The sequence below is a fragment of the Acidimicrobiales bacterium genome (genome assembly GCA_035531755.1).
In the GTDB taxonomy this organism is placed as follows: domain Bacteria; phylum Actinomycetota; class Acidimicrobiia; order Acidimicrobiales; family UBA8190; genus DATKSK01.
The window spans coordinates 1-18838 of the sequence record DATKSK010000070.1 but is presented as its reverse complement, the minus strand read 5'-3'; the positions used below and the strand labels follow the sequence as shown (position 1 = coordinate 18838).

The 18838-nt window shown below is 71.9% G+C and carries 18 protein-coding genes and 2 tRNA genes; 8 read left to right on the top strand and 12 right to left on the bottom strand.

Features of this window, described 5'->3' with window-relative positions; genetic code table 11:
* On the top strand, nt 1–195 hold a 195-nt coding region (locus VMV22_13985), incomplete at its 5' end, for a helix-turn-helix domain-containing protein (GenBank protein ID HUY23441.1).
* 56 nt (nt 196–251) lie between these two features.
* On the opposite strand, the gene VMV22_13980 is transcribed toward VMV22_13985, so the two are convergent.
* From VMV22_13980 to VMV22_13965, 4 genes are all read right to left on the bottom strand, one after another.
* On the bottom strand, nt 252–437 hold the full coding sequence (locus VMV22_13980) for a hypothetical protein (protein HUY23440.1): 186 nt from the start codon (nt 435–437) through the stop codon (nt 252–254).
* Between the two features lie 135 nt (nt 438–572).
* Nucleotides 573–2660, bottom strand: coding sequence for a hypothetical protein (locus VMV22_13975; GenBank protein HUY23439.1), 2088 nt, complete (start codon nt 2658–2660; stop codon nt 573–575).
* Between the two features lie 76 nt (nt 2661–2736).
* On the bottom strand, nt 2737–2991 hold the full coding sequence (locus VMV22_13970; protein ID HUY23438.1) for a Smr/MutS family protein: 255 nt from the start codon (nt 2989–2991) through the stop codon (nt 2737–2739).
* A 141-nt stretch (nt 2992–3132) separates the two neighbouring features.
* Nucleotides 3133–3205, bottom strand: a tRNA-Val gene (locus tag VMV22_13965).
* 114 nt (nt 3206–3319) lie between these two features.
* On the opposite strand from VMV22_13965, the gene VMV22_13960 reads away from it, so the two are divergent.
* Nucleotides 3320–4189: a phytanoyl-CoA dioxygenase family protein gene (locus tag VMV22_13960; GenBank protein ID HUY23437.1), complete on the top strand. Its 870-nt coding sequence runs from the start codon at nt 3320–3322 to the stop codon at nt 4187–4189.
* A gap of 37 nt (nt 4190–4226) precedes the next feature.
* On the opposite strand, the gene VMV22_13955 is transcribed toward VMV22_13960, so the two are convergent.
* Nucleotides 4227–4862: a hypothetical protein gene (locus VMV22_13955; protein ID HUY23436.1), complete on the bottom strand. Its 636-nt coding sequence runs from the start codon at nt 4860–4862 to the stop codon at nt 4227–4229.
* 19 nt (nt 4863–4881) lie between these two features.
* Nucleotides 4882–4953: transfer RNA gene (locus VMV22_13950), tRNA-Cys, on the bottom strand.
* Between the two features lie 105 nt (nt 4954–5058).
* Here VMV22_13950 and VMV22_13945 point away from each other — a divergent pair.
* Nucleotides 5059–6087 carry a glycosyltransferase family 4 protein gene (locus tag VMV22_13945; GenBank protein HUY23435.1) on the top strand — a complete coding sequence of 343 codons (1029 nt, stop codon included), beginning with the start codon at nt 5059–5061 and terminating at the stop codon, nt 6085–6087.
* A gap of 96 nt (nt 6088–6183) precedes the next feature.
* Here VMV22_13945 and VMV22_13940 read toward each other — a convergent pair whose 3' ends face one another.
* A complete protein-coding gene (locus VMV22_13940; protein HUY23434.1) occupies nt 6184–6393 on the bottom strand; it encodes a hypothetical protein in 210 nt (69 codons plus the stop codon).
* A gap of 131 nt (nt 6394–6524) precedes the next feature.
* On the opposite strand from VMV22_13940, the gene VMV22_13935 reads away from it, so the two are divergent.
* Together VMV22_13935 and VMV22_13930 are read left to right on the top strand one after the other, a co-directional pair.
* Entirely contained in the window at nt 6525–8903 is a 2379-nt protein-coding gene (locus VMV22_13935) for a [protein-PII] uridylyltransferase (GenBank protein ID HUY23433.1), read from the top strand.
* Nucleotides 8904–9005: 102 nt separating this feature from the next.
* The gene (locus VMV22_13930; GenBank protein ID HUY23432.1) at nt 9006–10151 is read left to right on the top strand and encodes a L,D-transpeptidase family protein; all 1146 of its coding nucleotides are present in this window, start codon (nt 9006–9008) and stop codon (nt 10149–10151) included.
* Here the strand turns inward: VMV22_13930 and VMV22_13925 are convergent.
* Together VMV22_13925 and VMV22_13920 are read right to left on the bottom strand one after the other, a co-directional pair.
* Complete coding sequence (locus VMV22_13925; protein HUY23431.1) at nt 10138–10974, bottom strand: enoyl-CoA hydratase/isomerase family protein; 837 nt, start codon at nt 10972–10974, stop codon at nt 10138–10140. The genes VMV22_13930 and VMV22_13925 overlap by 14 nt on opposite strands.
* Before the next feature lie 50 nt (nt 10975–11024).
* Nucleotides 11025–12005, bottom strand: a complete 981-nt coding sequence (locus tag VMV22_13920) for a class I SAM-dependent methyltransferase (GenBank protein ID HUY23430.1) — start codon at nt 12003–12005, stop codon at nt 11025–11027.
* Nucleotides 12006–12085: 80 nt separating this feature from the next.
* Between VMV22_13920 and VMV22_13915 the strand changes: the two genes are divergently transcribed.
* Nucleotides 12086–13180 (top strand): ATP-binding cassette domain-containing protein, encoded by a 1095-nt coding sequence (locus VMV22_13915; GenBank protein ID HUY23429.1) that lies wholly within the window; start codon nt 12086–12088, stop codon nt 13178–13180.
* Nucleotides 13177–14016 carry an ABC transporter permease gene (locus tag VMV22_13910; protein HUY23428.1) on the top strand — a complete coding sequence of 280 codons (840 nt, stop codon included), beginning with the start codon at nt 13177–13179 and terminating at the stop codon, nt 14014–14016. Before VMV22_13915 ends, VMV22_13910 begins: the two co-directional genes overlap by 4 nt.
* 58 nt (nt 14017–14074) lie before the next feature.
* Here VMV22_13910 and VMV22_13905 read toward each other — a convergent pair whose 3' ends face one another.
* Nucleotides 14075–14767, bottom strand: a complete 693-nt coding sequence (locus tag VMV22_13905) for a PIG-L deacetylase family protein (protein ID HUY23427.1) — start codon at nt 14765–14767, stop codon at nt 14075–14077.
* Between the two features lie 192 nt (nt 14768–14959).
* Between VMV22_13905 and VMV22_13900 the strand changes: the two genes are divergently transcribed.
* Entirely contained in the window at nt 14960–16510 is a 1551-nt protein-coding gene (locus tag VMV22_13900; protein ID HUY23426.1) for an MFS transporter, read from the top strand.
* Nucleotides 16511–16599: 89 nt separating this feature from the next.
* Here VMV22_13900 and VMV22_13895 read toward each other — a convergent pair whose 3' ends face one another.
* Together VMV22_13895 and VMV22_13890 are read right to left on the bottom strand one after the other, a co-directional pair.
* Nucleotides 16600–17493 carry a sulfite exporter TauE/SafE family protein gene (locus tag VMV22_13895; GenBank protein HUY23425.1) on the bottom strand — a complete coding sequence of 298 codons (894 nt, stop codon included), beginning with the start codon at nt 17491–17493 and terminating at the stop codon, nt 16600–16602.
* A 206-nt stretch (nt 17494–17699) separates the two neighbouring features.
* Nucleotides 17700–18353, bottom strand: a complete 654-nt coding sequence (locus VMV22_13890) for a hypothetical protein (GenBank protein ID HUY23424.1) — start codon at nt 18351–18353, stop codon at nt 17700–17702.
* Between the last annotated feature and the right edge of the window lie 485 nt (nt 18354–18838).

The following is an 18838-nucleotide window of genomic DNA, read 5'->3' as shown; positions in this document are numbered from 1 at the left end:
GGGCGGGTGCGGCGCAGCGAGGTGACCGAAGCCATCGAGGAGTTCGAGGCGGTGCGTCATCAGGTCCGTCTGGCCATGTTCGACCTGGCCAAGGAGCAGGGGTCGTCCCTCAGTGACGTGGCCCGGGCGCTCGGCATCTCGCGCCAGCTCGCTTCCCGGCAGGCTGCCCAATCGGAGGGACCGGCCCCCAGGTAGCGCGTCGTCGTCCGAGCCGGGCCCTACCCGGGTCCCCGGCCGACGCGGTGGTCGGTTCAAGGGTGCGACGGCCACGGTCGCGCGCCCTCGACCTCGAAGGCCCGCAGGACCCCCGACAGGATGAGGACGGCGCGCTGGCGCGCCGGCAGGTGCTGCAGTGCCGCCACGAACGCGGGCCGGGTGGTCTCGGGTCCGGCGGCGATCTCGGAGGGGTCGCCGTCCTCGGGGACGACGCGGGCCACGGGCAACCTGCCACGGCGGAGGTGCGAAAGGCGGAGGACGACATACCCCTGTGACGACCCGACCGGGTGGAGCACATCGGTCGGATGGGAAACGGCCGACCCGGCCCGCGCCCCTCGATCGACGAGCGGGGCGGGTCAGGACGACGGAGTCCCCCGGAGTCGGACGGTGACGCTCCTGGTCGAGGAGGCCAGCGTCACGGTACCCGTCGCCTGGTCGACGACGCCGGACGACACGCCCCCGATGTTGCCGACGAACTCGGGGAGCTCGAAGAGCACGTGCCCCGAGGGTGCCCGGCCGGTCAGGGTCAACGACACCGACCCCCGGCGCGACGAGACCCTGAAGCTCGTGCGCTTCCCGGCGGTCGTGGGGAAATGGGTGACCGAGACCGTCGACCCCGGCGCCAACCACCGCGGGGGGACGCCCCGGCCCACGACGACGTCGCCGTCGGACCGCTGGGCGACCAGTGAGTCCAACAGCACCTTGTTCGCCTCGGCGATCCCCCACGCGTGGGGAGACGAGCCTTGTCCCGCGGCGGGATGGTTCCCCGTCCATGGCGTGTCCGTCGAGGGGGCGCTGGCGCTCTCCCACCACGAGTACGGCCCGCTCTGTCCGTTGGCGATCATGAACTGGTAGCTCAGGATCCCCTGATCGCGGTGCTGCGTGCTCGCCAGACCCCAGCTGCCGTAGCCGGCGTTGTAGGCGGTGGTGTAGTAGTCGGAGGGAAAACCGCCGAAGGTGTCGGGGGGAAGCACGCCGCGGAGCCGGGCGAAGCCGTACGAGTACGTGGCGTCGATCAGGTCGAGGCCGGGCCCGTTCACCGGCGCACCGAACAGCTGGGCGTCCCAGGCCCATTTGCCGAACTGGAAGGGCGCGGCCCAATTGGCGTCCTGCGGGTTGGCGCACCTGTCGGCGGTGTTGGGCTCCACCATCGAACAGGGCAGGTAGTCGAGGCCGAACCGACTGATCGTCGCGTCGAGGATCGAGTTCGTGGCCGCCAGGAGCGAGTCGTACTGGTCCGTCGCCCACCGCACTTCCGCACCGTCACCGACCCGCTGGGCCACATAGCGGTAGGCGGCCAGTCCCATCAGGGCCTCGTAGTCGTCGACGGTCCAGTAGCCCCGGGAGTCGATGTCGTCGGTCGTGCCCATGATCCCCGACGGGCCCGTCCGGTCGGCGGCGATGGCGTGTGCCGTGTCCTTGATGCTCGGTTGTCCGGCTCCGTCGGGTCCCTCGGACGAGAAGTGCTCCTTCACGAAACCGAGGTCGCCGGTCTTCAGCAGGTAGATCGCCCACGGCCACGCGTAGGTCCACACCCCGTCGCGGTACTCAGCCTGCGATCCCACGACGTTGCGAGCCTCCAGGAGCAGCGCGTGGGCCCCGATGAAGTACCCCTGGGTGAAGAGGTTGGCGAGGATGCCGATCACGTCGTGGTTGAACTCCGCCTCGTACCCGTTGACCCCGGTGTCGAGATCGTTCCCGCTCCGGGCGATCTGGGTGTAGATGAAGCCGCTCTTGTATGCATCGTCGATCGAGGTGTCCGGAACGCTGACGCCGGCGATGGTGCCCAGCTGCTGGTTCCAGAACGCGCGCATGTGGGCGAAGTGCTGCTCGAAGGACCCGCCGGCGGCCAGTGCGGCCGAGGTCGGCCACGGGTAGTCGTTACCGAAACGGTCGACGGCGACCACGTAGTCATGGGCGACCGACGAATGGGCCCCGACCGCGTCGGGAACGGTGTCCAGGGGTATGAGCCCGGCCGAGGCGTTCGGGTTCGCCTCGATGACGTGGCCGGTCGTGTTCCGGACCGCGACCCGGCAGTACACGGCGACGTAGGCGTCGCCCCCGATCTCCACCTTGTCCGCGAACTCGGTGATGGAGACGGTGGCCCCGGCGCGCGGGAAGGTCGTGATCTGGGCGGGGAGGTACCCGTCCGCAAGTGTCCACGTCGTCGGGGCCCCCTGGTAGATGCCGAAGCCGACATCCCGGTTGATGCGGTCCTGGACGTAGAAGGTGCCCCCGAGGCAGGTCACGACGCCTTGGTGGTTGCCCTCCCATCCGATCTCGGAGGCCGTGCCGTACGCGCCGGTAAAGGCGGAGGTGCCGAGGTTGAACGTGCACCTGTCCTTCGCCGCCGGCCCGGTGCCGGGCACCGGGGTCGCCGTGTGCGGGTTGCCGTCGCAGCCGGTGAGCGCTCCGGCGGCCGCCAGGGCGGCGACCACGGTCATCGCCACCCTCCGCCACAGGCGCATCAGCCGATTCCGGCAGGTCGCCGTCGGGCGTTGACGGGAACGCTGCGGCGGGTCACTTCCATCGGAAGTGCACGAACACCCGGCCGAAGTTGTGAGCGTCCTTTTCGACACGATGGTAGAGCGCTCGTATCTCCTTCTGGTCGAGGAAACGCAGCACCCGCTTCTTGAGCTGGCCGCTGCCCTTGCCGGGGATGATCTCGACCAGCGAGGCCCTCTTGTCCACCGCCTCGTCGATGACGGCGCGCAGCGCTCGGTCGATGTCCTGGCCACGGTTGTAGACGTCGTGCAGGTCCAGTTTCAGCTTCACGTGATCTTTCCGGATGCGATCACACAGCGACCGCGCGCGGTGATGCAGCGGCTGCCCTGTCCCCGGCGCGCAGGGACGGACTCGTGCGTGCATCGGGCCGGAGAGCTCGTGGGGACACGGTGGCGGCCAGGGACCGCACGGTGGGCCGTAGAGGACTCGAACCTCTGACCCCTTGCGCGTCATGCAAGTGCGCTACCAACTGCGCCAACGGCCCGTGGCCGATGACCCTACCACCGCCTCCGGCGCTCCCGCCCCCGTTCCCGGTGCATTCCGGCCATGCCCGTGGCACCATGGGCGTCGCCGTTCGGCCACGGATCGAGGAGCGAGGATGGCCACCTCCGCGGTTGCACAGGGTGGGTCGGACCGGCAGACGCTGGACGAGGCCGTGTTCACGGCTCACGCCGAGCGGGTCCGATCCGACGGCTGGTCGATCGTCGAGAACGCCATCGCCACCGATCTGGCGGACGCCATCTACGACGACCTGCTGCGCCTCGAGCACGACCTCGGCATCGTGCCGGCGGACAATGCCTTCGAGGGTCGGCACACCACGCGGATCTACAACCTGCTCGTGCACGGCGCCCTCTACGAGAGGATCCCCGTCCACCCGAACGTCCTCCCGATCGTCGAGAAGGTCCTCGACCCCGGGCTCCTCATCTCGTCGTTGTCGTCCATCGCCATCGGCGCGGACGAGACCCCCCAGCCGATCCATGCGGACGACCAGCTCATCCCCCTGCTGAAACCCCACCCGCCCATCATCTGCAACACCATGTGGGCCATCACGGACTTCACCGAGGAGAACGGCGCCACGCGCCTGTGCCCCGGGACCCACCTCGCGGACCACTCCCCCGATCTCCTGGGCCACCACGACACCATCGCCGCGGAGATGCCGAAGGGCAGCGTCCTCGTCTGGGTCGGGAGCCTGTGGCACGGGGGCGGGGCCAACACGACGGGCGAGCGGCGGGTCGGCATCGCCATGAACTACTGCGCGGGCTACATCCGACAGCAGGAGAACCAGCAGCTCGGCATCCCGCTCGACACGGTCCGACGATTCCCGCGCCGGCTCCAGGAGCTCTGCGGCTTCTCGATCTACAACGGCCTCGTCGGGCACATCGAGAAGCAACATCCCGGCAAGCTGCTCCTCGGCACGCCCCAGGAATCCGCCTTGGTCTGGGACTACACCAGCAGCCCTGAGGGCTGAGCACCCGGCTCCGGGCTCGCCGGAGGCCGATGTCGGGTCACTTCCCGTGTTTCGACCCGGAAGATGGCCGCTTCGACGAGGACTTGCCGCCACCGTCCTTGTGCCGACCGGCGTGCTTCCCGGCCTTCCCACCGGCCTTCTTGGTGGCTGGCTCCTTGGTGGCTGGCTTCTTGGTCACCGCCTTCACGGTCGCAGCCTTCTTGCCGGAAGCCTTCTTGCCGGAAGCCTTCTTCGTGGCGGCCCTCTTCGCAGGCCTTTCGACCGCAGACTTCTTGACGGCAGGCTTCGCCGTCCCGGACGGTGTGATCGTCGTCGGGGCAGGCGTCGTGAGCTTGCTCGGGGCCGTCGACGCCACTGACTTCCGGGCGCCGGTCGTCGCCCGCGGCCTGCGGGCTGCGGGCCTGGCGGGGCCTGCCCTGGTGCCCTTCGCCTTCTTCCCCGCCCCCGCATTTGACGGGGCCCGACGGGTCAGGGACGTCACCCGGCCCACGACGACCAGCGATCCCGTGGACGCCGTGATCGTGGACTGCTCGCCCCCGGACCACTCGACCCGCAGGAGCCCGCCGCTGACCCCCACGACGACGCCCTCACGCGGCGCCTGGCCCACGCGTGTGGAGGGAACCTGAACACGGTCGCCGACGACTGCCATGGGCCTCTCCTCGTCCACCGCCATTCCCGCGCGGCACTCCTCGAGGCGGCGGGCGGAATCGAACCGCCGTACGGGGCTTTGCAGGCCCCTGCCTAAACCACTCGGCCACGCCGCCGGAACGCCCGGCGAGCCTATCCGCTCGTGCTCCGGGGCCCGGAGGGCCGGGCGGATCCGACGGCGGATCCAATGGGGGGTCCCGGGGAGGTGGTTGAATCAGGCCATGCGGATCGCTCTCATCGCCCCTCCCTGGACGCCGATCCCGCCGCCGCTCTACGGGGGGATCGAGCTCGTGGTGGACCAGATGGCGCGCGGCCTGGTGGCCGCGGGGCACGACATCACGCTGTTCACGACCGGCGACTCCACCTGTCCGGTCCCCCGGGCCTGGGCGCTCCCGCACGCCGAGGGGATGCGCATCGGCATGGCCGTCCCGGAGCTGCGCCACGTGGTCCACGCCTACGAGGTGGTCTCGGACCACGACGTCGTCCACGACCACACGGTCATGGGGCCCTTCTACGCCGAGCGCTACCCCGGCCTGCCCGTCGTCACCACGATCCACGGCCCCTTCAACGACGAGCTCACCGACCTCTACCGCGTCCTGGCGCCCCGCGTGCCGATCGTCTGCATCTCGCATGCCCAGCACCGGGGCGCACCGGATGTGCCCATCGCCCGCGTGATCCATCACGGCCTCGACGCCTCGGCATTCCCGTTCGGGGACGGCGGCGGGGACGAGCACGGCGACTTCCTGCTGTTCCTGGGCCGCATGGCGCCCGACAAGGGGGCTCACCGTGCCATCGAGGTGGCCCGCAAGGCGGGCATGCGGGTCCTGGTGGCGGCGAAGATGCGCGAGCCCTGGGAACGCGCCTACTTCGACGCGCAGGTCGCGCCCCTCCTCGGTCCCGATGCCGTCTACCTCGGCGAGGTCCCCCACGAGCACAAGATCGAGCTGCTCGCCCGGGCACGCGCCCTGCTCTTCCCGATCCGGTGGAACGAGCCGTTCGGGATGGTCATGCTCGAGTCCATGGCGTGCGGCACCCCGGTTCTGGCCTTCCCCGAGGGCGCCGCGCCGGAGGTCGTCGAGGACGGCAAGACGGGCTTTCTGTGCGACGACGAGGCGGCCATGGTCGAGGCCATCGGGCGCATCGACGAGCTGTCGCGCGCCGACTGCCGCGCCGCGGTCGAGGGCTACTTCTCCACGCAGCGGATGGTCGCCGACCACATCGAGCTGTACGAGGAGATGCTGCGGCGCTGAGCGCCGCGGGCACCTACCGCGCCGGGCGGCGCCGGTGGCCCCGACCCGCCCGCGGCGGACACCGGCAGCCGGGGAACGCCCGGCCCCGGGGTGAGCTCAGTCCCGGTTGCGGGTGACGGCGTGGACCAGACGGACGATCACGGCCACCACGACGACCAGGACCGCCACCTTGAACCCGAAGAGCAGCATCCCCACGACGGCGTGCACGAGCCACAGCACGACGAGCACGCCCCCGACCACCCCCGCCACGACGAGGGCGGTGTCGAGGAGGCTGAGCCCGGACCCCTTGGTGCTCCGATCGCTCATCTGATCCTCCCGTGCACCTGGCGCTGCCGGGTGCCACGACCCAGGCTACGCCCCCGGACCGCGTTTGCCGCACCCCCGGGCACCGTCGACCCGGGCCCCACCGGGTGCACGCGCCGGTGGTACCGTCGCCCGTGTCCCTCCGGGCGTTGCGACAGGAGCTGCTCGAGCGCCTCGACCTCCGGGGTGAGGCCTTCGGCGCCGCCCTGTCGGCAGCCGCCGACGAGTGGCTGACGGGCCTCCTGCAGAAGGCGACCGGCGGGCAGACCAAGGGGATCGCCCTCGTCGCCGTCGGCGGGTACGGGCGTGGCGAGCTGTGCCCGTTCAGCGACCTCGACGTGGTCCTCGTCCACCACGGGCGGCGCGACATCCGCACCGTGGCCGATGCGGTCTGGTACCCGGTATGGGACGAGGGGATCAAGCTCGACCACTCGGTCCGGGTTCCGGCGGAGGTGCTCGCCGTGGCACGCGAGGACCTTCGTGCCCAGCTCGGCCTCCTCGACGGCCGGGTGGTCGCGGGCGACGCCTCGGTGGCCGAGCCGATGCTCGCCCAGGCGCACCGGCAATGGCGGGAGCTCGCCGGCGCGTGGCTCCCCGCGCTCGCCGCCCAGGTCGAGGAGCGCCACCGGGCCCGCGGGGACGTCGCCTTCCTGCTCGAGCCGGACCTGAAGGAGGCGCACGGGGGCCTGCGCGACGTCCACGCCGTCGGCGCGGCGGCCCAGGCACTGCCCGCGCTCGCCGAGCACATCGACCTGGCGCAGCTGTCGGTCCCACGCGCCACGCTCATCGCGGCGCGCGTGGAGCTGCACCGGGTGACCGCCCGGGCAACCGACCATCTCCTGCTGCAGGAGCAGGACCAGGTGGCCGACGCGCTCGACTTCCCCGATGCCGACGCGCTGATGGCGTCCATCTCCGAGGCGGGGCGGACGATCGCATGGGTGAGCGACGACGTGTGGCGGCGGCGCTCGTTGTGGCCGTCGCCCCGGACGCGCCGGCGGTGGCTCCGACCCCGGGGCGCCACCGAGGACGCCGGCGCGTCGCCGACGACGACCACGGTGGTCGAGCCGGGTGTGGCCCTGCTCGCCGACCGGGTCACGGGAGCGGCGGAGGTGGTCGTCGAGGACGGCGCCGACGCGGGGGGCGACCCGACGTTGGTCCTGCGGGTGGCGGCCGTCGCCGCCGAGCGCAGCCTGCCCATCGGACGCGCCGCACTCGAGCAGCTGCTGACCACCCTGTCGGCGCCCCGGGACCCCTGGCCACCGGAGATGCGGACAGCATTCGTGCGGGTGCTGGCCGCCGGGCCACCCGCCATCACCGCCCTGGAGGCGCTCGACCAGCGCGGCCTGCTCGTCAGGCTGGTGCCGGAGTGGGCGGCGGTGCGCAACCGCCCCCAGCGCAACGCCTACCACCGTTTCACCGTCGACCGGCACCTCCTCGAGGCGGCCGCACAGGCCGCTCCGCTCGCCTCGCGCGTCGGCCGACCCGACCTCCTGCTCATGGGGGCGCTCCTCCACGACATCGGCAAGGGGTTCCCCGGCGACCACACCGATGCCGGGGTCACCGTCGTGCGCGACATGGCGCGCCGCATGGGATTCCCCCCCGACGACGTCGACGTCCTCGTCGGCCTGGTCCGCAACCACCTCCTCCTGGCCGATCTGGCCACGCGACGGGACCTCGACGACCCCGCCACCATCGAGGCCGTCGCCACCGCGGTGCACGACAGCGGGTGCCTCAACCTGCTGGCAGCCCTCACCGAGGCCGACAGCCTGGCCACCGGCTCGGCGGCGTGGGGACCGTGGAAGGCGGGCCTGGTGGCCGACCTCGTGCGCCGGGTGGAGACCCGGCTCGCGGGCGGCGAGGTGCGCCGGGAGACGCCCCTCGTCACGGACCGCCACCGCGGCTTCATGCGCCAGGTCGAACGGCTGGGGCGCTCGGTCGTCGCCGCCGACACGCCGAACATCACCGTCGTCTCGCGGGACCGGCCGGGCCTCCTGTCGGCCGTCACCGGCGTCTTCGCGCTCCGGGGCCTCGACGTGCGTTCCGCCGACATCGCCGGGGAGGACGGGTTTGCGGTGGAGACGTTCGTCGTCGAGCCGTCCCGGGGCCGGTGGCCGGACTTCGAGCGCGTCGCCGACGAGCTCGACGCCGTCCTGCGCGGGACCTTCCCGCTCGAGGCACGGCTCGCCGAGCAGGCGCTCGCCTACGCGGGCGGCCGGCGGGCGGTGTCGCCGCACCCCGTCGAGCCCCGCGTCACGGCCGACAACGCGGCGTCGGCGGCCTCCACCGTGGTGGAGGTGCGCGCCGAGGACGGCGTGGGGTTGCTGCACCGGGTCACCACCGCGCTGTACGAGCTGGACCTCGACGTGGTGGCGGCCCGGGTGTCCACCTCGGGCCACGAGGTCGTCGACGCCTTCTACGTGCGCGACGCCGCCACCGGGGGCAAGGTCACCGACCCCGAGCGCATCGACCGCATCGGCGACCGCGTGGCGCGCGCCATCGGCGGCCCGCGGTGACCGGTGGGAGCGGCCACATTCGCCCACAGAACGCCGAATCGAGTGGAATGACCGGTTTGGCGGACAGGGAGCGCTGCTAGCATCAGGCTGGAGCCGTTCGCCATGCCGGAAGCCGCACACCGACGCCAGAGGAGCGACACCCGGCATCGCTGGTTGATCGCCGGGGTCGTCGTCGCGGCCGCCGCCGTGGCCGTCGCGACCACGGCCCTCGTGGTCACCAAGGTCTCCCCGTCGAAGGCGTCGGCGGACCCCACGACACCGGCCGGTCGGCTCGACATCATGTCCACCGTGCCCGCTCCCGACGCCGCCGGCGTGCCGTCCGACACCCCCGTGAGCGTCCACTTCACCGTGGCGCTGGCCGCCGACACGCCCGTGCCCTCCATCGTCCCTCCGGTCGCCGGCTCGTGGGTCCAGACCTCCCCGCAGACGCTCGCCTTCGACGCCGCCGCCCCCCTCCCCCCGGGTGCCGCCCTGTCGGTGTCGGTGCCGGGCGGCCCCGACGGTGTGAAGGGCAGCCGCGGCCAGCGGCTCGCCGAGCCCCTCACGACCCATTTCACCGTGGCCTCCATGTCGACGCTACGGCTCCAGCAGCTCCTCGCCGACCTCGGCTACCTCCCCCTGACCTTCACCCCCGCCGACCCGGCGGCCGTCACCCCCAACGAGGAGGCCGTGCCCCAACTGGGCTCGTTCGCCTGGCGCTGGGACACGATGCCGGGCACCTTCACGTCCCTGTGGTCCCCGGGTGAACCCAACGTCGTGACCCAGGGCGCGGTGATGGCCTTCGAGAGCCAGCAGCACATGACCGCCGACGGTGTCGCCGGCCCGCAGGTGTGGCAGGCGCTGCTCCAGGCGACCGCCGCCGACCAGGTCGACAGCGACGGGCACTACGACTGGGTGGACGTCTCGACGTCGGTCCCCGAGCACGTGAACGTGTGGCGCGACGGCGCGGCCGTGTACACGACGCGGGCCAACACCGGCATCCAGGCGGCGCCGACCGAGCTGGGCACCTGGCCGGTGTACGTGCGCTACACCTCGACCACGATGTCGGGCACGAACCCTGACGGCAGCCACTACCACGATCCCGGCGTGCCGTGGGTCAGCTACTTCCACGGGGGCGACGCCCTCCACGGCTTCATCCGGTCGAGCTACGGCACCCCCCAGAGCCTGGGCTGCGTGGAAATGGCACCCGCCAATGCCGCCGTGGTGTACCCCTACACCCCGCTCGGCACGCTCGTCACCGTCCAGTAGCGCCGCCGGCGCCGGCCGCGGGGGCGGAGGGGAAGCGAGGCTCGCGCCGCTCGCGCACCGCCGCCAGGCCTTCGCGCGCGTCGGGCCCGAGGAAGCCGAGCATCTCCAGGGCGACGGACTCCCCGAAGACGGGCGACGCCTGGCGCAGCCACTGGTTCATGACCCGCTTCGTCCACTGCACGGCGGTGGCGCTCCCCCGCGCCAGGCGCGCGGCCACCTCCAGGGCCTCCGCCACGACGCGGTCGTCGGGGACGCACTTGGTGACCAGGCCGATGCGCTCGGCCTCGGGGCCCTCCAGGAAGTCGGCGGTCAGCAGGTAGTACTTGGCCTTGGCCATGCCGCACAGCAGCGGCCACAGCAGCGCGGCGTGGTCGCCGGCAGCCACCCCCAGGCGCACGTGCCCGTCGGAAAGGCGCGCCGACTCCCCCACGATGCTGATGTCGGCCATCAGCGCCACCGCCAGGCCCGCGCCCACGGCCACGCCGTTGATCGCCGACACCACGGGCTTGGTGGCGGCGAGCATGTTCTCCACGATGCCCCGGGCATCGCGCCATTGGGCCAGCAGGGCCTCGTAGTCATCGGTCATCTCGGCGATCATGTCGAGGTCGCCGCCGGCACTGAACGCCCGGCCCGCCCCGGTGACCACGGCGACACGGGCGTCGGGGTCGGCGTCGACGACCGCCCACACCTCCGACATCTCGCGGTGCATGCGGACGTTGGCCGCGTTCAGCACCTCGGGGCGGTCGAGGGTGACGACCACGACACCGTCGGAGCGGCGGTCGAATGCCAGGTGTTCGAAGTCGTCGTAATCGGCCAGTCCCATGGGGGCCACCATACGACGGCCGCACGAGCCCGCGACGGGGGCCGCGGGCGTCAGCCTCCGTAGAGGGGGTGCCGCAGGCCCAGATCGACCAGCGTGCGCTGCGGATCGCGAGGCTCGGCCAGGTGCTCGGGGGCGCCGGGCACCGACAGGACGTAGACGTTCCAGAACGGGGCCAGCCCGGCGGGCTCGATGTCGGCGTACACGCGCCGCTCGATGTCGGGGCGGCGCTCGAACCCGGCGTCTGCGAAGCGCTCGGTCCACCACCCGAACGACGCCATGGTGAGGTGGCCCTCGATGGGCTCGCCGGCGGCGTCGCGGGCCAGGTCCTCGAAGGGGACCGGGCCGTCGAACCCCGGGGGCAGCGAGCGGTAGTGCTCCAGGTGCTGCGGCCCGACCTTGCCGTCGAGGTGACCGTCGGGCCCGGCGCCGTTGTTGGCGCCGAACGACGGGATGGTGGCGTAGACGCAGCCCGCACACACCCGCCGGAGCTCCGCCAGGGCGCCGGGGACGCGCTCGGGCGGGAGGTGCTCGAGCGTCTCGAGCACGCTCACGAGATCGAACGAGCCGTCGGGCCAGGGCAGGCCGGCCAGTAGGTCGCCCACGCGGACGTGGCCCCGGGCGCCGCGCGTGGCGTGGTCGACGGCGTAGCGGCTGACGTCGCACCCCACCGCGTCCAGGCCGAGGTCGCGCAGCGCCTCGACCACGTAGCCCGTGGCACAGCCCACGTCGAGGACGTGCTTGGCGCCGCCGAAATTGCGCCACATGACGTAGGCGGCGACGTCGGCGTTCGAGCTCACCCGGTCGTAGCTGGCGTAGCCCGAGCACCCGGCGCGGTCCCCCGTCGGGTCGCGGCCTTCGCCGTAGTAGCCGGGGCCGTAGTAGTCGATGCGCTGGTAGGCGCGGTCGACGGCACCTGTGAGCTCGCGGCCCACCTTGGCCAGCAGCCGGCGGGCCTGGGGGCTCGACACGGCCAGGCGCTCGAGCGCGGCACGGCTGCGCACGACGAGGGGTCGCAGCCGCGGGCTCACCACGACCCGGAGGCTACCCAACCGGGCGCCGTCGCCCCGGGACCTGTCACGACCGTTCGCAGTGGCCGGTAGCCTCGTCGCCCGTGAACGAGCCGGCCGTCGCCACCGAAGGCATCGCCCGACGGTTCGGCGACTTCTGGGCCGTGGACGGCGTCGACCTGGAGATCCCCGCGGGCGAGATCTACGGCTTCCTCGGCCCGAACGGCGCCGGCAAGTCGACCCTGGTCCGGATGCTGTGCACGCTGCTCCGCCCCAGCCGGGGCCGGGGCCTCGTCGCCGGGCACGACGTCGCCCGCGACCCGGAGAAGGTCCGCCTGCGCATCGGCGTGGCGCTGCAGGACGCCGCGCTCGACGACCGCCAGACCGGGCGCGAGCTGCTCGACCTGCAGGGCCGCCTCTACGGCCTGCGGCGCGAGGAGCGCTCGGTGCGCATGACCCAGGTGCTCCGGCTCGTCGACATCGGCTCGGCCATCGACCGCCAGATCCGGACCTATTCCGGCGGGATGAAGCGCCGGCTCGACCTGGCCGCCGCACTGATCCACGACCCCGACATCCTCTTCCTCGACGAGCCCACCACCGGGCTCGACCCCGAGAGCCGGGCGGCGGTGTGGGAGGAGGTGCGCATGCTCAACGAGGAGCACGGCACCACCATCTTCCTGACCACGCAGTACCTCGAGGAGGCCGACGAGCTGGCCGACCGGGTCGGCATCATCTCGCGGGGCCGGCTCGTGGCCGAGGGCACGCCCGAGGAGCTGAAGCGGACGGTGGGCACCGACGTCATCGTGGCCCGGGTGGAGAACCTCACCGACGAGACGCTCGGAGCCCTGCGGCGCCTGCCGGGGGTCGACGAGGTGGTGGCCGCGCACCGCGAGGTCATGGTGCACGCCGGCGACGGCGCGGCGGTCATGAGCCCGGTGGCCCTGGCGCTGCACGGCGCCGGTGCCACCGTGGTCAGCCTGACGCTCCGGACGCCCACGCTCGACGACGTCTTCCTCCAGCTCACGGGATCCCACCTCGAGGCCGAGGAGTCCGCCGCCCGGGCGGCGAAGACCGCCGGCGACGCCACCGCGGGCAAGGACACCGCCGGCGACGCCACGGGCGCCGCTGACGCCGGGGACGCCCGAAGCCCCCGGGACGACGCCGGCAGCGAGCCTGCGCAGGAGACGCACGCCTCATGACCTCGACCGTGGCCCCGGCTTCCACCGCCCTGCGCGTCCAGGCGCGCCCGGCGGGCTTCGTCGTGGACGTGGCCTCGGTGGCCCGGCGCGCCATCCGGCAGATCCCCCGCGAGCCCGAGGCCGTCATCCCGGCGTTGATCGTCCCGATCTTCTTCTACGTCCTGAACATCGGCGCGCTGTCGACGGTGACCCATGCCGCCGTCCACATCGACTTCAAGGCCTTCGAGCTCCCGGTGGCTGTCGTCTTCGCCGTCACCGGGGTGTCACGGGCGTCCGCCCTGGTGACCGACATCCAGAACGGCTACTTCGACCGGCTGATGATCACGCCCGTGCGCCGGCTCCCCCTGCTGCTCGGGCTGATGACCGCCGACCTCACACTCGTCATGGCACTGGCGGTGCCCGTGCTCCTGGTCGGCCTGGCCCTGGGCGTGCACTTCGTCACCGGTGTGCCCGGGATGGTCGTGTTCATCGTCCTGTCGGGGGTGTGGGGCCTCGTGTTCACGGGCCTTCCCTACGCCATCGCCCTGAAGACGGGGAACCCCGGCGCCGTGAACGCCAGCTTCATCCTGTTCTTCCCGATCACATTCCTGAGCACGACGTTCGTCCCGAAGGAGGCACTGCAGGGGTGGCTCCGGGCCGTCGCCGGCGTCAACCCCATGACCTACATCCTGGAGGGCCTGCGATCGCTGGTATCCAACGACATCACCGGCGGGCCCGCCGGGCCCGTGTGGAACTTCACGGCCCTCGGACAGGCGGTGCTGGCCATCGCCGCCTTCGGCGCCGTGTCGCTCACCCTGGCGCTGCTGGCGCTGCGAGGGCGGGTCCGGCGCCCCTGAGCGGCCCGCGCCGTCCTACCCCGCCGCCGTCCCGGCGCCGGAGGTCAGGCTCGGGGCCTCAGGCGTGGAACTCCTGGAACAGCACGGCGTACTCGCAGCCGGCCGCCATGCCCCCGTAGCCGGCGATGTCGCGCAGGAACTCGTCGGGGTCGAAATCCACCCCCAGGCCGTCGATGTAGGCCTGGTGCTCGCGCAGCGACGCCACGCCGTCGTCGATGGTCGCCGTGACGTCCACGAAGTGGGTGGGTGCCGACATCCCCGCCACGTACACCACCGTGATGCCGTTCCAGGCGTCGCCCACCTCGGGGAACATCCAGCGGTTGGCGGCGTCGCGGCAGGCGTCGAGCGTGGACAGGCCGACCGCCCGGTGGTCGGCGTGGTTCACGTTGCCGCTCTCGCCCCAGGTGAGCTCGAAGTTCATGGTCAGCACCACCTGCGGACGCAGCCGGCGCAACGCCCCGGCCAGGTCGCGCCGCAGCGCCAGGCCCGGCTCGACGGCCCCGTCGGGGTGGCCGAGGAACTCGACGTGGCCGACACCCACCCGCGCTGCGCTGCGCCGCTGCTCCTCCTCACGCAGAGGCCCCGCCTGCTCCGGCGCCAGCCCGTCGATCCCGGCCTCGCCCCGGGTGGCCAGCACGTAGGAGACCTCCTTGCCCTGGGCCGTCCAGCGGGCGACGGCGCTCGCCGCGCCGTACTCCAGGTCGTCGGGGTGGGCGACGATCGCCACGGCCCGCTCCCACCCCTCGTCCACAGCCTGCATCGCCCCTCCCGGGTCCGCCCGACCACGACTCTGCCACTCGTCGGGCCCCCCTGGCTGTCGCCCTTCGTTCACCGAACGTTCACCTGATGTTCGCGTCCTGATTACCTCCGGATGGCCTCCGGGTTACCTCGTCCTGGAAGGCTCGGAGAAGGAGCACAACCACCTCGACGACAAGGGGGACCCGTGGAGCTCACGACGGCGGCCGGGTCGGTGGAAACGACCGTGGCCAGCACCAACCTGACGGGACCCACCCTGCCGCTGACGGGGCTGGCGGCCGGCGCCACGGTGAGCGACCTCCTCAACGAGGCACCCAGGAGCAAGTTCCACCGCCGAGCGGTGGTGATCTCGGGCATGGGCTTCTTCACCGACGCCTACGACCTGTTCGTGATCAGCACCGTGGCCGTCCTCGTGAAGGCCCAATGGCACCTCAGCACGACCCAGACGAGCTGGGTGGCGGGCTCGACCATCCTGGCGGCATTCGTGGGGGCCTTGGTCTTCGGCCGGATCGCCGACGTGCTCGGTCGCAAGAGCGTCTACGCCGCGGTGGCCGCCATCATGATCGTGGGGGCGGTGGCCTCGGCCTTCGCTCCGGGCTTCATCTGGCTCGTCGTCGCCCGCTTCGTCCTCGGGCTCGGGATCGGCGGGGACTATCCCGTCTCGGCGGTGCTGATGAGCGAGTACGCCAACCGTGACGACCGCGGCCGGCTCGTCGGTCTGGTCTTCTCGATGCAGGCGCTGGGCCTCGTGGTGGGCCCCCTGGTGGGGCTCATCCTCCTGTCGTCGGGCATCGACCACAACCTCACGTGGCGGCTCATGCTCGGCCTCGGGGCGGTCCCTGCGGCCGCGGTCGTCTACCTGCGGGCGAAGATGCCCGAGTCGCCCCGATTCCAGGCTCGGGTGCAAGGCGAGGCCGACCGGGCGGCCAGCCAACTCGCCTTGTTCTCCGACGGGGTCGTCGCCGCCCCGTCGGTGACGTCGCACGACGGGCTCCACCGGATGGGCCTGGTCGGCTTCCTCACGAATCGCCGCATGCTGACCGTGCTGCTGGGCACGGCGGGGACGTGGTTCCTGTTCGACTACGCCTACTACGGCAACACGCTTTCGCTCCCGGCGATCCTGAAGGACGTCGCCCCCCACGCCACGTTGGTGGCCAAGCTGGCGTGGACGCTCGGGATCTTCCTCGTCTTCGCCGTCCCCGGCTACCTGTTCGCCTTCACGAAGATGGACCGGATCGGCCACCGGCGACTCCAGCTCATCGGGTTCGCCGTCATGGCGGCCGCCTTCGTGGCGCTCGGGGCCATCCCGGGCCTCACCACGGTGGTGGTCCCGTTCCTGCTCATCTTCGGCCTGAGCTACTTCTTCACGGAGTTCGGGCCGAACACCACCACGTTCGTGCTGCCGTCGGAGCTCTTCCCGGTCAGCATGCGGACGACGGGCCACGGCATCGCGGCCGGCATCGGGAAGCTCGGCGCGTTCATCGGGGTGTTCCTGGTCCCCCAGCTCCAGAAGAGCGTCGGCCTCCGGGGGATGTTGCTCGTCGCCGGCGGGGCCGCCGTCCTCGGATGCCTCCTCACCCTGGTGCTGCCCGAGCCGGCCCGACGGAACCTCGAGGACGTCTCCGGCGAGGACCGGCCCTTCGGCCTCGTCGTCGAGCACACCTCGGTCCCGGTCGGGGAGGTCGTGGCCGCCATCGAGACGCACACGGTCCCGGTCGCGCACGACACCGGGTCCTGACGGCGCGCTGACCCCCGGACGTCCCGGTGCCCGGACGTCCCGGTGGCCGGACGGCTCGTGTCGTGCGGACCTGGCCGTCGGGCGTGGCGCTAGGCCGGGATCTCCTCGACCGCCCGCGCCATCCCGACCGACCGTCGCCGGGACCCGACCGCCGCCCCGGCGACGAGGGCGATCGCCACGGCGCCGGCGGTGGCCACCACGACGTTGCCGACGCCCAGGAGCTTCAACCCCGACAGGAGCAGCATCACGCCGATCGCCGACCGCAGCAGGCCACTGGGTGCGATCGACGACAAGCGCGCCCCGAGGTAGACGGCGGGCAGCGAACCGATCAGCAGGGAGACCGTCAGCCCGAGCTTGACGTCGCCGAAGATGACCTGGCCCAACGCCGCCGCCGCCACCAGCGGGACCGACTGCACGAGGTCCGTGCCGACGAGCTGGCGACCGGTCAGCTGCGGGTAGAGGAACATCAGGGCCACGATCATGAGCGAGCCCGACCCGACGGACGTGACGCCGACGATGAAGCCGCCCACGACGCCGACGACAACGGTGGGCAGCACGCGCACCCGGGGCAACTCGTCGGAGGCGACCACCGGTGCCGCCGGCCGGGTGAGCGAGCGGGCCACGAGGCCGGCCACGGCCACCAGCAGGGCGGCCCCCAGCGCGTACTTGATCTCGTTCTGCAGAGCCTTACCGCTGGCGACCTTGTTCAGGAAGGTCGCGCCGGCGAACCCCGCAGGGACCGCACCAGCAGCGAGCCACAGCACCATGTGCAGATGCACGGTGCCCCGGCGGAGGTGGACGGCGCCGCCGACCGGCTTCATGAAGACCGACGCGACCAGGTCGCTCGAGACGGCGGCGGCGGGCTGGACGTGCAGGAGCAGGACGAGCACCGGCGTCATGAGCGCCCCCCCGCCCATCCCCGTCAGCCCGACGGCGAACCCGACGATGGCCCCGGCCAGCATGATCGCCCCGTCGAGATGCACGGCCCCCCCCTTCGCCTATAAATACTAGTGACTCGCTGGCATTACTTGCCTTTCGGTCGGAAATCCCTGGTGGCTCGGGCAAAACGGCGCCCGGCGCGCGACGAGGGCGGGGCCTCGCGGCCCCGCCCTCGTCCCGGCCGGCGACCTCCCCGAGCCCTCGGGCGCGGGGTGTCGGTCGCGGCGTCGCTGGTGCGACGTGCTGTCCCCTACAGGGTCCCCTGGCTCTCCGCCGGGTCGATCTGGGCCGACACCACGCCGTTCGTGACGAGGTAGTCGCCGAGGAACGTACCGTGCGACGAGTCGGTGCGCGTGTCGGTGCCGAGACATGCCAGCACGCTTGCCACCTTGGTGTCGTAGTGCCCGATCTTGACCATTCCGTTGATGAGGAACCCGACGTCAGGCCCGCACGACCCGCCGACCACCAGGCTCGACGACTTCGCCTTGAACACGTTCAGGCCGCCGTTGATGGTGAAGTCGATGATCTTCAGGGACTTCTTCAGGGTGCCGCCGGCGGACGCGAACTCCGCCCACGTTCCGGTCTGGTAGGTGTGGGGCTGGTGCTTCACCTTCGGGTTCTTGGTGTTCTTGCCCCCGGGGATCGTCAGCGCCGGGCTGGTCCCCGTGACGCCGCCCGCGCACGAGAACGTGCCCGAACCCAACGTCGTCGCGTTACCGAGCTTGCTGGTCGTCGTGACACCGGCGACCGTCAACGGCAACCCGAAGGTCACGGTGGCCGAGAGCCCGGTACAGAGGACCGGGTTGGGCGGCGGCTTCTTGGCGAATGCCGGCGCCCCCGTGGCGGCCAGGACCCCGACCGGAAGGGCGAGCGCGAGTGCGCCCATGATGAGCTTGCGATGCATCCAGGTACCCCCTGATTGGTTGAGACCGTTCCTGCTGTCGACGGTCGTTGTCATGCAATGCATGGAGTAGTCCTCCCCACAGAGGACCGGGGGGTGTGGCCACCGGGCGTGGCGACGAGTGCGTCATCTCGTCCGCCCGTCCGGCGACCGGCTCCCCGGACCCGTGGTGCAGGAACTGCTCGGGGACACGGTGCATGCGCCATGCGACGAGACGGAGACATAATTGTTTCGGTTTCGAGACGGCCCGCGCTCAGACTCGGGGCATGGGGGGTTCGCCGGACAACAGCAGGACGCGGATCACCACCTCGATATCTCCAATGTCTTCGTATCTGGGAGCCAACCGTCGTCTGCGAAGATGGTCCGTCGGCGCCGCGGCCCCGCGTCGACCGGGAAGGGGGGTCCCCGCGTGCAGGTGCTGGCTCAGGCGAACCCGGGGAGCGCCGCCCGTTCGGGTGCCGGGGGGGGCGACGGCCACCGGGCGGGCT